The sequence below is a fragment of the Mycoplasma sp. 3686h genome, from assembly GCF_056781225.1.
The window spans coordinates 321690-338189 of the sequence record NZ_CM165562.1 but is presented as its reverse complement, the minus strand read 5'-3'; the positions used below and the strand labels follow the sequence as shown (position 1 = coordinate 338189).

The 16500-nt window shown below is 26.9% G+C and carries 10 protein-coding genes; 6 read left to right on the top strand and 4 right to left on the bottom strand.

Annotated features, from left to right (window positions below; all coding sequences use genetic code 4):
* Positions 1–20 precede the first annotated feature (20 nt).
* The 3 genes from AC1RP9_RS01655 to mnmG all read right to left on the bottom strand — a co-directional run bounded on the left by AC1RP9_RS01655 (position 21) and on the right by mnmG (position 10946).
* A complete protein-coding gene (locus tag AC1RP9_RS01655; RefSeq protein WP_481822649.1) occupies positions 21–8414 on the bottom strand; it encodes a hypothetical protein in 8394 nt (2797 codons plus the stop codon).
* Positions 8415–8676: 262 nt separating this feature from the next.
* A complete protein-coding gene (locus tag AC1RP9_RS01650; protein ID WP_481822648.1) occupies positions 8677–9111 on the bottom strand; it encodes a 23S rRNA (pseudouridine(1915)-N(3))-methyltransferase RlmH in 435 nt (144 codons plus the stop codon).
* Positions 9111–10946: a tRNA uridine-5-carboxymethylaminomethyl(34) synthesis enzyme MnmG gene (mnmG, locus tag AC1RP9_RS01645; RefSeq protein ID WP_481822647.1), complete on the bottom strand. Its 1836-nt coding sequence runs from the start codon at positions 10944–10946 to the stop codon at positions 9111–9113. Before mnmG ends, AC1RP9_RS01650 begins: the two co-directional genes overlap by 1 nt.
* Before the next feature lie 85 nt (positions 10947–11031).
* Between mnmG and rpmG the strand changes: the two genes are divergently transcribed.
* The 3 genes from rpmG to nusG are packed head-to-tail and all read left to right on the top strand — an operon-like array spanning position 11032 to position 12028.
* Positions 11032–11178 carry a 50S ribosomal protein L33 gene (gene rpmG / locus AC1RP9_RS01640; protein ID WP_481822646.1) on the top strand — a complete coding sequence of 49 codons (147 nt, stop codon included), beginning with the start codon at positions 11032–11034 and terminating at the stop codon, positions 11176–11178.
* Between the two features lie 3 nt (positions 11179–11181).
* Positions 11182–11409, top strand: a complete 228-nt coding sequence (gene secE, locus AC1RP9_RS01635; protein WP_481822645.1) for a preprotein translocase subunit SecE — start codon at positions 11182–11184, stop codon at positions 11407–11409.
* Between the two features lie 10 nt (positions 11410–11419).
* Entirely contained in the window at positions 11420–12028 is a 609-nt protein-coding gene (gene nusG / locus AC1RP9_RS01630; protein ID WP_481822644.1) for a transcription termination/antitermination protein NusG, read from the top strand.
* 34 nt (positions 12029–12062) lie between these two features.
* On the opposite strand, the gene AC1RP9_RS01625 is transcribed toward nusG, so the two are convergent.
* On the bottom strand, positions 12063–13655 hold the full coding sequence (locus AC1RP9_RS01625) for an MAG5620 family putative phospho-sugar mutase (RefSeq protein WP_481822643.1): 1593 nt from the start codon (positions 13653–13655) through the stop codon (positions 12063–12065).
* A 138-nt stretch (positions 13656–13793) separates the two neighbouring features.
* Between AC1RP9_RS01625 and AC1RP9_RS01620 the strand changes: the two genes are divergently transcribed.
* The 3 genes from AC1RP9_RS01620 to AC1RP9_RS01610 all read left to right on the top strand — a co-directional run bounded on the left by AC1RP9_RS01620 (position 13794) and on the right by AC1RP9_RS01610 (position 16495).
* On the top strand, positions 13794–15662 hold the full coding sequence (locus AC1RP9_RS01620) for a hypothetical protein (RefSeq protein WP_481822642.1): 1869 nt from the start codon (positions 13794–13796) through the stop codon (positions 15660–15662).
* 69 nt (positions 15663–15731) lie between these two features.
* Positions 15732–15998, top strand: coding sequence for a 30S ribosomal protein S20 (gene rpsT / locus AC1RP9_RS01615; protein ID WP_481822641.1), 267 nt, complete (start codon positions 15732–15734; stop codon positions 15996–15998).
* Between the two features lie 65 nt (positions 15999–16063).
* A complete protein-coding gene (locus AC1RP9_RS01610; protein WP_481822640.1) occupies positions 16064–16495 on the top strand; it encodes a single-stranded DNA-binding protein in 432 nt (143 codons plus the stop codon).
* The last annotated feature ends 5 nt before the right edge of the window (positions 16496–16500 follow it).

The following is a 16500-nucleotide window of genomic DNA, read 5'->3' as shown; positions in this document are numbered from 1 at the left end:
ATTACTCCTTTAATACTTAATTAATGTAATTTAAATTTAATATTGAAGAAACCTTGTTCTCCAATTGCTTTATAAAAATCATTAGTTCCTGGACCACGATCTTTACCAGAAATATCTTCTTTCATTTCAATATTAGGATCTTGTGCTCATAGTCTTGAATTTCCACTTGTAAATTGACCGTCCATTTTTTTGAATGTTAAACCTTCAAGATCTCTATATTTAATTCTGCTCATTATATATGTGAATAAACCATCATCAGTATTAGTTTTATTGTAATTTCAACCATTAGGGTTTTTTCTTTTAAAGAAGAAAACACGCTTTAAAACTTGTTCATTACCGAGTGATATTTTTTGTGGATCCTTAGTAGCATTCTTATCAAAACGCATTAAAATTTGCCAAGAAATCACCATTAACACTCTTTCGGTTTCACCATCCCTCTTCATTGGTATTCCAATGATAAATGGTAAGAATAATAAATTTTTATCTTTGTCTTTAATTTGGTTATATTTGTATTGATAATTATCGTTTCAGTTATATAAATTTCTTTGATTTTTATTAATAAAACCTATTACGTAATTATCGCTATTTTGATATTGGAGACCACTATCAGACACAAAATTCGGATTTAGTGTTTTTCAATAGATTTTTTCTCCTCACTGTTTAAAATTTTGATAAGGAGCGGTTAATTTAACCTTAATTCTAAACTCAGGTGAGGAGGTTGTTGTATTAGATTTTTCAGCATTAATGTCTTCGTCTATCTTTTCGGTATAAAACTCAACATTATCATCGATTGCTTTAGCTAGTGAATATTTATTAAAAGCACTGAATATACGAGACGGTGCTTGAAGATTGTTCCACCCTGCTTCTTCAGCTGTGAAAAGAGTTTCCTCAAGACTTTGTTGATTCTTGATATTATCTTTAGTAATTACAAAGGTATCTAAAGTTTTAAATGAAATCCCTACATTTTCAAACTTAATTCCAAAACTTTCAACATTTGAAAAAGCACTATTTTGCTTAGTTAATGAACTTGGTTTAATATATCTAAAGTAAAGATTTATAAAACCTTTTTTAATTCTAGGATCAACAGTTAAACGTGAAGTGATATATTTATCATTACTATTAGTTGTTGATTTATAAACATATACCTCTATATTTTGTGAGTTAAAAATTAATTTAGTGTTTTTAAGACTGTTAAATTTTTTAAACAAATCACCAATTTTATTCGAACCATTTGCATTAATTTGTGAACTAATTTTCTTAGCTTTATATTCTTTTCCATCAATTTGAATAGTTTCTTCTTCAATATCATTATTTTCAAGTGTATCCCTAAATTTTTCTAATGTAGTACTTTCTTTGGCTACAATATCTTCAAAGTTAGCTTTTTGATTTTCTTTTTGTATGAGAAAATCAAAAAATAAACTAGTATTTCTTGAATTATTTGTCCATTCAAATAACTTGTATGCTAAATCATATCCTTTAGTAATTGAATTATAAATTTGTGCATCACTAGCAGTGTCTTTTGACAATGAATTTAACTCATTTACACTTTCTAAAGCTGGTTTAGCAAGTTTGTTGTATTCGGTTTTTACAACTTTGAATTTATCTTCTGGATCATTATCAATTTCTTTGATTTGTTCTGAATTAGCAATATTTTCAATCAAATGATTAAGATTTGCTCTACCTTTAAATTGCTCGGTTCCTTTTATATAATTAGTTAAAGCTTTTTGTAAGGTTGCTTTGTCTGATTCTGATTCTCCAAAGACTAAATTATGTAATTTTTCCTTTGCTTTAGCTAGAGATATCACAACATCTTTATATGTATTAAAGTATGTGCTTCTTCGATTTAAAATCTCTTGTGGAGTTGAAGAAGCAAATGAAATATTGTCTTGGAAAGAATTATTTTTTATGCTGTTTTGCTTATCTGTTGTGAACAAATCAAGTTCATTTATAAATTTATTAATTTTGTTTGCTAACTCATTAGTCTCAGAATTTGTGCTTTTAAGTGATTTGCGAATATTTATATTTCCATTATCACTTAATTGTTCTTTTATTCTATTCAAGTTACTGAAATTAATCAAAATCGAAGGAATTGATTTAATTGAAATAAGATTTGAATAATAATGAGCAAACTCATTTGCAACATTAGCAAGTACTTGAATTGGTTCATTTTGCTTAAAAGTTTTTAATCAAGCTTTAAGATTATTATCATTTTGACTAAGTCTTTGAGCATATGCTTTAGCATTATTATGGAGAGTATCTGATGATTCTGGATTTATTGCTCGATTAAATGAGTTTAATTCACTTTGAGTAATTCCACTTACTTCCAAAATTAACTTTTTATCCACGTTTGCTGTTGATGGATTATTTAAGAAATTATAAAATTGATTAAATTTATCTTTATATGAGTTATAACGATTAGCTTCTCATTTAAAGATCGCTAATATTTGATCATCATATTTATCTTGCGCTGACACTAAATCATTATTAAACGATTCTAATCTACTTGGACTAGAAACATCAATTGTTTGAATTGGATCTAAAGCAATAGTTTGATAATCGCTTAATATCACAGAATTATTGCTATTAGTAAAATTATGAGCAATAAATTGACTTAATTTTAAATGCTTTTGATAGATTGTTCTAGCTTTAGCTTGTTGAGCTTGAAGAATTAAGTCTAAAACACCATTATTGGTATTGTAAAGCTCGCTTGATAGTCTTAATTTTTCTGTTTCATCACCATTTGTACCGTGTAAAAAATTTAAAGCTTGAGTAATTTTACTTTCTAGCCTTGAATATAAAGTTTGAATATTTAAAGGTTCATAATTTGGGTTTGCTTTAATCTTAATTTTGTAAGAGTTTAAATATTGTTGAGCTTTATAAATGTTTGATTGAAGAATTTTTGAATTAATCAAGGCAATAGCATATGAATAATTCGAAACACCTTTAACGTATTTATCTAATAATAGTTGATAAGCTTGTTTATTTTCAAGACTTGGATTAGTTTTTAACTCTTGAAAAACTTGATTTAATATGTTTTTCAATGGAACTTTAGCTTGCTGACTTAAAAATTCGTTTTCTCCTTGTTTAGAATTAAAATTATCTAGTTGAGAAAGTTTTTGTGCAATTGTACTTGCTAATTCTAAACGTGCAATATACGTGTCTAAAAGTCAAATATTTTGTTCAAGTTCTTTGTTATTCTTGTTATTAAAGTAAGAACTTTTACCTTTATTAATTTGATCGTTTAATTTAGTTAATGTATCCTGAACATTTGCTTGATTTGAATGATTGCTAATAGCTTTCATTTTATTTTGTGCTATGTTAATGAGTTGGGCAATTTGCATATATTGATCAAAGAACAGATCAAACTCAGCTATATTTAAATTAATATTAGTTAATTCATTTATGCTATGTGCATTTGCAATTAATTGTGCTTGATCGTGGTAAAAGTCATCTAATTTTTCTTTTAGTTCTAAGAATTGTGGATTAATTTGATTATTCAAACTAAGTTTTCTAACTTGTTTAGTTTTAATTCCTGAATCAATAGCATTGTTCTTGTTTTTATAAATAAAATTAAGAGAATTTTTACGAGCAATATATAAGTTATGAATATTTTGAAATTGATTAACTAAAGTTGGATAAAGCACAGTGTCTATATCAGTTGCATTATTTTGATTATTCGGAATGCTCTTTAAAATTACTTGAGCAAGATTTTGAGCATCTTTAATAAATCCATAATTAAAGCTTTGTTTATTTTTGTATTTATAATTAGTGTATTCAGATTCATTTGATACATGATTTTGAATGTTTATTTTATCAACCTGAACAGTGATTAATTTATTTACTGAAACCAAAGAATTTTCAAAATTTAAAAGTTTAGCTTGAGTAATCAATCCGCTATTTAAGCTAGTGATTAAAAAGTCATAATATGTTTCAAGTTTAGTTTTTGCTTCTGGTATTTTGTCATAATCACTTGGAATTTTACTTTTTGCATCATTTACTTTTTCGTACACTTGAGTAAATTTTTCAAATAATGCTATTTTATCTTCAAGTTCTTTTGCTTTTGAACTTGTTTGTGAAGCCATTAGCTCTAAATAATTGCTTGAATAAGAGCTATATAAATTTGAAATTAAATTGATAATTGATTGTTTTCCGACTTGTTCAGAAGGAATATTTTGGTTTCGTTCAACTAATTTTTGAGCTTGATTAGTAACTATTGCAAGCTTTTTGAGTGCTTGATCATTAAATTGAATATTGCTTAATTCATAATCAATCTTACTTAAATCATTTTTAGTTTTAATTGACTTGGTTTTATTAATTAAATCCATTAATTTAGAATTAATTTGTTTTTGTAAATTTGAATCAATATTTCCACTTGCTAATGCAAGTTTTGCATTTATTGCTTGCTTATATTGATTAATTTTTGATTCTTGACCTGATTGAACATCTTGAATTGAAACATTATCAAAATATAAGTCTCTCAACTCATCTCTTAGTGCAATAATGCTCTGTGCGTTTTGGATGTATGAATCACCTGAATAATTATTTTTGTTTTTAAGTTTAGATAATAAAGAGTTTATAGGTTTTTGAGTCTTAAATTCTGAAAACTTATATGAATGAGAATTCAAATAATCAAAAATTACTTTTAACTGCATAATTAGTGCATTTAAAGATAATATTTTTTGATAATCCTGATTAATTTTTGCTATTTCTCAATTATCTTGATATTGAATTACTGTTTGTTTAATTGTCTTGTTTCAATTAGTTATTAATTCAGTCCAGACATTAATATAATTGCTTTTAATTTCACTTGAATAAGAATTTCATGATTTAAGTTGTTCATTTAACTGGTCTGAAACATTGACAAAACAATCTTTAGCATATGCAAGTTTTAGTTGATTAAGTTTATCTTGCAATTGCTGAGTTGAAGTGATATTTTTCCCATTTTTATCTTGCTTATCTTTTAAAGTATCAAACTCAGCAAAAATTGCATTTGTATAAATTGTGTCAGACAAACCATCAACTTTTTTAGCTTGCTCGTATTTATTTTTTAAATTTGTTTTAAGTGTTTGAACATCATCTCATTGTTTTTGGATCGCTTGTTTGTTTGCTGTTTCTATTTTAATGTAAAAATCAATTTCATCACGCAACATTAATAAACTAGCATTGCTTATGTAAAATTGTGATATTTGGTTTTTGTAATTATCGATCTTATCGTCAAACATTGTAATTGCATAATCAAAAATAACGTGGCTGCGTTGATTATCTAAATAAACTTTTTTCAGCGATTTTAGCTTGTTTTCAGCCTCAAGTCGTTCAGGAACTTTTGTTAATTCATCATTTAAAATTTGAGTTTTCAGTTTAATTACTTGTTCTGAATCTCCAAAATTAATCAAACTATTAGTTGGCTCATTTAATTCACCATAAATTGGTTTTTTAATAATTGAATTAACTAAACTAGTATAAGTAATTGGGTTTAGGTCTTGATCAATACTTATCAATTTACTTGCACTTGCTTTAAGAGCTTGAGCTAAAGGTAAATAACTTTTTATAGTTTTTGTTAGCTCATTCACTTCATCTTTAGTTTTATCAGGGTTATTAATTAAATTATTTGTTTGATTCTGAATTTCCACAATTGAAGCATTAATTTGGTTATATATACTTTTATTTTCATATTTACTATCGTTAATTTTGTTATCTTGAATTTCTTGGTTTGCTTTTTGTAAAAGTCCAATTGCAATAGCTAATGACAGTTTTTCATATTCATTATTAAGATTTTTTAATTTAATTTGAATTTGTTTTTTATCAAATTTAAAAGTAGAAAAATTATCTATTTCTTGATCTAATTGATTACTAAATTTTTTCACTTGGTTAAATTCTGCTTCTAGTTTGAATGAACCAAAATCTTTAGTTTCATTGTTGTTCACTAAATCTTTTAATTGATTGTGTTTCAACTCTAACTCTTTAGCTCAATTTAGCGATTTTATCAAGTCATCAACTTCTTGAACAATACTATTTCTGTCTTGAATGCTTAAAGTTTTTTGAGACAATTTTCGGTGATATATGTTAATTTGATCAATCATTTTTGACTGCATACGAGTAGGAGCTCCACCCAATGAATAAGGAAAGAAAACACGATTAATTTCTTTAATGTTTTCTTTTAAGAATTCTCCACCCTGATATTGAGCTTGTCTATTTTTATAATCTTCAATCGCATGATTTAGTTGAACAAATAAATCATTTAAATCATCAATATTTATTGTTTGTTCAATAGACTCGAGTATTTTATTTTTGACTTGTTCAAGTTCAAAAGTTTCTTGTTTTAAAATGTTTTGCTCTAATTTCTTATCACTTGAAGATGCTAATAATTGATCTGCGATTAAAATTTCTCCTTCAATATTTTTAAAAATTTGAGCAGTTTGTTGAATATTGTTAAGTTGATTTATAATTTTTGATAATTGTTCCTGTTTTTGTGTTGATAATAAATTAGGATTTTTAGACAGAATTTTAGCTTGTTTTTGTAATTCGTCAATTTGGTTAATAATTTGATTTCCAATTTTTGAATTAATATTTAAGTTTTGATTAGCAAACACTTTTATAACTTGTTCTTTTGCTTGAGTGTGTTTTAGCAAAATATTTGAAAGTTCTTTACTGATGTTGCTTTTTGCAAATTCTTCACGATATTGTTTAATTAAAACTTGCATTTCTTCTTTGATAGGAACTGAATTTTTTGAAATAAATGCAAGAGCTTTAGAATTTAGAAAATCAAATTTTTCTTTGATTTGAGAATCAACATCATTATCAGTGTTAAGGATCGAAAGTGCAAAATCATATCAATTCTTTAATTCAGCACGGTTGATTTTTCTAAATTGATTAATTTGAGTTCTTAAAGTATTATTTAATTCATTAATCGAAGGATTTGAATTAAGTAAGCGAGAAATATCAAAAGTCATTTGACTTAGAATTTTCTTATCTACATTAAATCCTTTATCAAGACATTGTAAAACTTGATCATTTAATTTAGTGAGAGAATTTTTAAATAGCGAAGTTAAAAGGACATTATCATTAATGTCATTGTAAAGTTTATTAAGTTTAAGCAAATATTCATCAATATTATTTAGTTTTAAATTTAAAATATCCTTTAATTGTGCATTAAAGATTTGAGCAGTTGCTTGATTAAGATTTTTGCTTTTTAAAGATTCGTGAATTTTATTTTGAATAGTTTTGTTTAAGTTTTCAATATTTGTCACTGCACTAATTAAATTAATCGAGTGTGAAATACTGTTTAAAACTTCAATATTGCTTTTATTTTTTCCCTTTAAAATTTTGTTCGCTTGCAAATTTACCAATTTTTGAACATTTGAACTCGAAGAAACCGATTTTAAATTCTCCAAACTTAAAAATAAAGTTTCTTTTAGTTTGTTAATATCCGGTGTTGCTTTGATTAAAATCTCTAATTGATTATTAAATAAATTATTTAAATAATCAATTTCTAAGACCTTATCAATCGCTAAGCTTGGAGTTGGGTTTAGAGCAATATCTTTATAATTATTAATTTGTTGAATGAAATTATCAAGAATTGAACGATCGATTGCTAAATCGTTTAATTCATTTTCAACTCTAATCACATTTTCTAAGAATTTATTAAGGGATTCATTCTCTTGTTCTTTGATAAGAGAAAGCTTATCAACCATTTGATCATAAACTTTTTCATACTCATTTAATGCATCTCGTGAGTATGTCGGTTGAGCTAATAAAGATAAAATTTGATCAATAGTTGATAAAAGAGCACTTTTTTCCTGAGTACTAAATTTACTAGAATTGTTTTTCATAAGCTCTTTATGATTAGTCCAAATTTTGGTTTCTAAACCAATTAAAAATTCGTTTTCTTGCAAAATTAGTGGATCAAGTGCCTGAAAAAATGAATTAAGAGCGTTTGATTTATTTTCTTGGAATGATATTTGGGTCATTACCTGATTTCTTGAAGTTAAAATAGCTTCTTGAAAATCCTCATCTTTAACTAATGAACAATATTCATCAACAAGATTTCTTGTTTGATTAAGATCATTTTCAACACTTAAAAGTGTTTTTATGGTTTCTGTTTTAAGTTTGTTTCTTTGTTCAAGCATTGATACAATGCTTGAGTTTTCGTTAGTTAAAAGTCGATTTGCATAATCAACTTCTGAGGAAAGTTTTGTGGTTTTGTCGTTATTTTGTTGTTTTTGTGAAAGTAATTTTAATGCATTTGAACTCTTTGTGATTTGTTTTTGGAGTTCCATAAAGTAGTAAGTTTGTTGGTGGGGTGCTTTATAAGAACTGTGTAATGATAACAATACACCTACAGATACCAAACTAGCACCTGCAGTTACCCCGGTTGTCACACTTAAGTAAGTGAGTACTTTTTTTGGATTTTTCATAATACACCTCAAAGTTATTTTTATGAGTTTTCGATGATTTTGGTAAATCAATAAAAATGAATTGTTAATTTTTATCAGTTTAGATATAAGAACGAAAATTTATAAAATCTAACGTTAGAGAATTATTTTCATAAAAAATTAAGAACAAAAATAAGAACGAAAAAAATATTTTAACACATATTTTAGGTTTGTGAAAAAAAGAACTTACTTTTTTTAAAGTAAGTTCTATGTTGACTTTTTGATATTTTTAACAAATAATATTTTACTTATGATAAGGAATATTGTGCTTAATGGTAAATGAGCGATATATCTGTTCAACTAACATAACTCGAAATAATTGGTGTGGAAAAGTCATTTTCGAAAAACAAATTTTATTTTTAAAGTGTTCTTCAATAACTCCATTTGAACCACCGATGATAAAAGTAATGTTATCAGTATCTAAGAAATAATTGCCAAATTCTTGTGAAGAAACTTGTTTACCTTGCAAGGAAAGACAAATAACTTGAGAATTTTTGGGTATTTTTTCTAAAATTAACTCAGTTTCTTTTGTAATTTTTTGAGTAATATTATCATTTTTTTGTTCTTTAATTTGGATTAAATTAATCTTAGCAAAAAATGAAATTTTCCTCACATAATCATTATACAAAACTTGAAATTCTTTACTTAAACTTCCAATAGCAATAATGTTAATTTTCATTATTTCTTACCGTAAATTGTCTGAATATGGAACATAAGCATTTGAATATCTGCTGGATTAATTCCGCTAATCCGCGATGCTTGACCAATAGTTAAAGGTTTAATTTGCTCAAGCTTTTGGCGAGCTTCAGTAGCTAGATTTTGTACTTTTGTATAATCAATGTCGCTTGGGATTTTAAAATTATCTAACTTGCTAATTTTATGAGCATGTGATTCTTGTTTTTTGATATATCCATCTAATCTAACTTTAGTGGTTAATTCTCCAATATATGGAAAATCACCTAAAATTAAACTTGGCTCCACATCTGGACGAGCAATTACTTTAAGTAATGAAACTCCGTTTAAAATACCATATTTTATCGCTACTGGGTCTTTTGATGAAATAAATTCCTTGCTTAATTGCTCTATTTTTTGATCAATTAATTGGTATTTATCAACAATTTTTTGATAATTTTCATTCGAAACCAACCCAACTTCGTTTCCGTGTTTAGCAAGTCTTAAATCTGGATTATCATTTCTTAATAATAAACGATATTCCGCACGAGATGTGAGCATACGATAAGGTTCTTTAGTTCCTTTAGTAACTAAATCATCGATTAAAACCCCAATATACGCTTCAGAACGAGATAAAATTAATGGGTCTTTTTCTTCCAAACTTAGAGCAGCGTTAATTCCAGCAATTAGTCCTTGACAAGCCGCTTCTTCATAACCACTAGTTCCATTAATTTGTCCAGCGGTATATAAACCTTTAATAATTTTAGTTTCTAATGTTGGAAGCAATTGTAATGGGTCAATTGCATCATATTCAATAGCATAGCCTCATTTTTGAATTCGAGCATTTTCAAGTCCAGGAACTGAACGAATCATTTGATCTTGAACATCAATTGGTAATGAAGTGCTTAATCCATTAACATAGATAATGGTTCCATCAGCAGTTTCAGGTTCAAAGAAAATTTGATGGCGTTCTTTATCTGGAAAACGCATAATTTTATCTTCTACACTAGGGCAATATCTTGGTCCAACTCCTTCGATTAATCCTGAGTACATTGCTGAACGATGAATGTTATCACGAATGATTTGATGAGTTTTCTCAGTGGTATAAGTTAAATAACAAGATACTTGTTTATCAAGTTTAACATTTGAACGATTTGAAAAATGCAATTGTGAATCATCAAGTTGTTCCTTTTCAACTTTGGAAAAATCAATTGAATCAGCATACACTCGACATGGAGTTCCGGTTTTTAACCGTTGAAGAACAAATCCAAGTTGTTCCATTGATTGACTTAATTTTGGGGTAGTTTTTAAATTATCTGGACCAGAAATTTTAACCTCTTCTCCGCGTAATATGCGTGAATTCATATAAGTTCCAGTGGTAACAATTCCTTTTAATCCTTTAATATTTCCAATAGTTTCAAGTTTAATTCCTTGAAATTGATTGTGTTTGTTAACTAAAATTTCAATTGCTGTATCTTCGATAATTTCTAAATTTGGATGAGCTTCAGCAGCTTTTAAAATTAGTTCAGAATATTTATCTTTATCAATTTGAGCACGAATTGCACGCACTGCTGGTCCTTTAGATTCATTGAGCATTTTTATTTGAATCATTGCTAAATCACTAAAGTATCCTTGAACTCCACCCAATGCATCAATTTCCCTGGTAATAATTCCTTTAGCTGGTCCTCCAATGGATGGATTGCAAGGCATCATTGCAATGCGAGTTTTATCAAAGATAATTAAAGCTGTTTTATGTCCTTTATTTGCACTAGCAAAAGCCGCTTCAACACCAGCATGCCCTCCACCAACAACAATAATTTCATATTCTTTTTCAAATGTCATAGTATTTTTATTTTAACAAAAAACTAATTTAAATATGTTTTTATTTGAAAGTGAGTTTTTTCTGTTTATTGTATAATAAAAAGACATGAAAAGTAAAATATCAATTGCATGTGAAAATTGTCGCAGAAAGAACTATGTGACCAATAAAAGCAACGGAAATGAGCAACGAGTTGTTTTAAAAAAATTTTGTCCAATCTGCAAAGAACACACATCTCATAAAGAAGAGGTTTAAAAAATGAATAAACTTTTTACCAATGAAGAAGAGGAAATCAAACCACCTAAACGGAAAAGATATTTCTTTCGAAAAATAGTTAAAGAAATAAAAAGAGTTAAATGACCTTCAAATAAAACTAATATTTCTTCATTTATCAAAATATTGATTTTTACTTTAGTTGTTACTGCTTTTGTCTTTCTCGTTTCATTTGTTTTTACTCAAATATGAACATCAAATAGTCTAATCTAAAGGAGAACCTGTGCAAAAATTTAATTGATATATGATTTCAACCATCACCGGAAAAGAAGATGTGGTTGTAGAAGCGTTAAAAAACAGAATTATCGCTGAGCAAGTTGCTCATAACTTTGATGCAAACGCTACCGAAGATGGTGCGTTTAAAATTTTTAAAAAACCAACTTTAACTAATAAAGAATTAGAAAAAAAACTAAGTGGTGAAGTATATAAAATTAAATGAGTGAACATGTATCCAGGGTATATTTTTATCAAAATGGATATGACTGATAAAGCTTGATATGTGATTAGAAACACTCAATACGTCACTGGGTTAGTTGGTTCTTCGGGTAAAGGAGCTAAACCAACTCCGGTAACTCAACGAGAAATTAAAAAATCGCTCATCAAGGAAAAAGAAGCTCTTGAACGCTTTGAAACTGACAGAAACTATTTTGCTCTAAAAGAAGGTGATGTGGTCGTATTTGAAAGCACAGCATACAAAGGAACTGAAGGAACTATTAAAAGTATTAGTTCAGATTCAAATCTAGCCGAGGTAATTGTGGAAACCTTTGGTCAAAACGTGATTGTTGAAACTAATATTGAAAACCTCCGTCCATATAATAGTAATGATAATTAAAACAAAAGCACTAAATTGTGCTTTTGTTTTGTTTCTATAAAATTGCTTTAAATCTTTTGATTAATTTGTTGTTAATACGTTTTAGTTTTCATTTGTTAAGTAAACCAACTGTTTTATCCAGGTTAAATTCACTATCAATTTTTAGCAATCCATTTAAATGATTATAACTAATAGTTCAGTGTGCAAAGATATTTGAACTTGTTCGATTACTTTTGGCTTTAATAGTTCACAAATATTCTTGATTTTGTAAATGATAATTAATCTGCTCTATACTTACAATATTTATTTTTTTACTAATCGGCCCATTTTTAGAGAGTATATTGTTTTTAACAATCTTTAATTGCTCTAGATTTATCTTTAAGCTTTTGCTAAGAAAAAGACTTTTAGCAAATTGCTCTTTCATTTTGAAAAGTTTTAAATTGAGTAAATTATTGTTTTGTTTATAACGAGAAAACATATCAATGAGTGCTAAGAGCATTAAAATATTGCTAAAGCGTAATAATTTTTGATGTTGACATAAATAAGTGTTGTTTTCAAACCCAAAAACTAATTCTCAAGTATGTGAATATGAATTAATTGGTACAGGTGTAAAATTGAATGATTCAATTAATTCAATCAGAATTTGTGGACATGCAATTGGAACTATAATTTTTTTAAAAAGTGATTTTCTTCAATTTAAAATTTCGTTTTTAATAAACAAATATGCTATTTGATTTTGGGTTAAGAGCCTAAATTTGTTCTTTTGCTTAATAAAAACTTTCAAACGATTATCAGCACTGATTAAAAAAATACTTTCATACTTTAAAAAGTTATCAAAAATAAACAAAGGCTTAAAAATTGATCTTTTAATTGAATTATAGTAATTAAATAAATATGAATTACTTGAAATTTTTGCTTTAATTTTACTTTGGTTAAGAAAGGATTTGATATATTTAGCTTCGTTAGCATTTTGTACTAAAATAACAGTTTTAAATTCTTCGTTCCTAAAAAATGAGCCTATTTGATTTGATTTATTAGCACTTTGATTTAGAAATAATAATTTTTCTAAATTAATATAAGTCGGAATATCATCATATCCAAAATTAATTATTTCTTGATCATTATAAAAACGATCAATTAAAATTTGCTGATCTAAGACACTTAATTCAGTTTCATCATGATAAATGGATATATAACTTTTTTGTGTTAAGATGTTTTTCTCAAAAAATAAATAACTCATTTCCATATCTTTAAAAGTTAACGTTTTGACAATATTAGGAGTTACTTCTTGATCTTCAAATACAAAAACATTGCATTTTTTAGCATTTAAATATAAAACTACTTTAGATCTAATATTTTGCTCAATACTAGAATCAAAATAAATTGCAATATTGGGAGAATTCTTACTCGAGAGATAAAATTCATAAAAAGCTTTGGTTAAGTAGACAATTGTAAAGTAATTTAAGTTACTATATCCGTATAAAGAATCTCCGTTAAATTCAATTCCTAAATGAGATGGTTTAGGTTTATGGAAAAATTTCTCATTATTTAAAATTGTGTTTGCATCAGAGTTTAAAAAAGAAAGGTCCAAATTTGCGTTTTTGTATAATGATTTCCAAATTTGAATTTGTTTTAATTCTTTTTTCATAGTTTAAATTATACTCGTAAAGAAAACTAATTTTGCTTTTATCTTCAAATTTCGCAGATAAAAAAGTAATTTTTTTTAGATTTTTTAAGATTTATTTTTTAAAATATTACATATAAAAAATCATACAGATAAGGAATGATGAAAAAACATAAGATTAACCTCACTTTAAAACGCAAAATTAAACAAATAATAATTGGTTTGATCTCTTTCACATCAATAATATCAATTGCAATTACAACTATAATATATAAACAAAAACACCCATTTTACCCTTCATTTTGAAATTATAAATCCTATATTAGTCCTACAAATCGCAAAACAATTGATAATGCTTTTGAATACAAAGAATTTGATGAGGTAGCTGAATTTTCACGTGCAATTATCAATAATAAAACTTACGCTGGAATTGGAAGTGATTTTCAAATTGCTTCATTGATTAAAAAAGATTTGCTTCAAAAAATTGACTTTAATAAATTGCTTGGATTAGATAAACCGATTCAAAATGAACAAGAACTAAAAACTATTTTGCAAACCATATATACTCCGAGTGCTTGACAACATTTGATTTCATATGATGAATATTTAAAGTACGATGAAAGCAATAAACCATTTAAAACACCTCGTCATTTGTGAGAATATATGGTTCCTTATTATATCCAAGATGTTGTCATTGGAATTAATCCGAGTAAAATCAACCAAAATGGTGAACTTTTTAAAGATGAGAACAAAGTTGATAAATTATTAGAGCAAAACAAAGAAAAATTATTCCAAAAAGAGCATAAAAATTTTAAAAAATATTCATTTTTTAATATTTTTAACACTTTATTTAACAATGGTTTTCAAAACTTAACTATTACTGACGCAGTGCGAAATAATGTTCTTTTTGGGTCGTCTTATTGAGAACATTCTAATAATTTTGAGCAAGATAATCAACAATTATATGGTCAGCCTGTTACTAAAAATAATTACAAAACTTTAATTAATAATTTTAACGAATTAGTTCAAAAATCAACAGGATATGGATTTGCAAATCCTGAGCATGTTAGTTTAAATCCAGATGGTCTTAAACTTTTAACCGATTTAATTTGACCGAAAAATGATGGAGCAAAACCAACCGATGTAGCTTTAATGTTCAATGGGGATGCTTTAGATGCTTGATATTCGAGCGATAATAATTCTAAAGTTGAAGATGGTACAATTTCCATTATTCGTCCTGAAGATAATTTAACATTGATTGATGGTGTAATTATTTCTAAAGCACTGAAAAAAGAACATACAGACCCAATTTATCGATTAATGCGGAAAACTTTTTATCCAAATTTAGGTCAAATAGTATCTCAATATAACAAACTAAACACTGATAATAAAACTCAATTTGATCCTCAAATTAAACAACAAGCATCCGTTGCAATTATCTCTAATTACTATAAAGAGTATTTACAAAATCTTTTTCTCGATCAACAAGACACTAACACTAAAGAGCAAATAATTAGTGCTTTAGTCCAAATTTATCAAAAGACTCTTTATAATGATGATAATTTGTATAACTTTAAAGAACTTTACACAAATTATCTTTCTAAAATCAATAACACTCAAAAGCAAATGCTTGTAAGTGTTTTGAATTTATACAATCAACGAAATGAAATTAATCAAACTGTTCAAGCTACAGCTCCATTAAATGAATATATTGATCAATTGATTTATCTTTTATCATTTATTAATTTTAGTGAGAAAAGATACAATGAGCAAATTTTTATAGTTAAATATCCTGATTTAGAAAATTTTAATTTTGTTAACTATACCCCAAGTAAGGAAGTAGAATTTGAATTAATCAAGCGGAATTATTTTGTTCTTGAAGATAATACAATCGATAAAAAAGCGATTGAAATATTTACTGTTAAAGATCAATGAAAACACGCTTTTGTATCTCATAAAGCCATTAATCCTGTTTCGGATCAATTGCGAACCTTTATTGATGATTACTATTATGGAAAATTTAAAAATTAATCCCTAAAGGGATTATTTTTTGTATAATATAGAAGATTTTTCAACATTTTAGAAAAAGGGAGGATTTAAATGGCAAACATTAAATCTAAAATCAAAAGCATTGCAAAAATGGAAGCTGCTCGGATAAAAAACTCAGCAATGAAATCAAGAGTTAAAACCGCTATTCGTAAAGCACGTGAAGCTGTTTTAGCTAATGATTCAAAAGCGACCGAATTAGTTGCTAAAGCTCATTCTGTAATTGCAAAAGCTGTGTCTAAAGGTGTTTTCCACCCTAACAAAGGAGCAAGAAAACGCTCACGTTTAGATGAATTTGTTAACAAAACAAAACAACAATAATGTACTTAGGTACATTTTTTATTGCGATTTTTGAGCTTAAAAATTTGATATAATAATTTTGCACTATGAACAAAGCAATGCTTTTAGGTCGGATTAGCTCAATGATTTTTTACGCCAAAACCATGAATCGTGTTGATCATGCTCGCTTTTGAATTGCTGTATCAAACAAAGGGCAAGAGACTAATTTCGTTCCAATTATTTGTTGAAACCAAACTGCATCATTTGTTCGTGATTATTTAACCAAGGGTTCTTTAGTGTATATTGAAGGGGAAATTATTCCGGTGAAATATTTTGCTGAATACAAGCAAAATATTAATAGTGCTTTTGTTATTCAAGCTCAAATTCTTAAAGCTTTTTCGTTCAAAAATCAAAATTCAATTCGACCAATCTTTTTAAATGTGGATGTTGTTGATCCACAATTGCACGACTTTTTTGATCTTCATTTGCAAAATAATCAAAATGAGCAACCTTTTATCATCCCGAATGATAAAAGGTAGAAAGG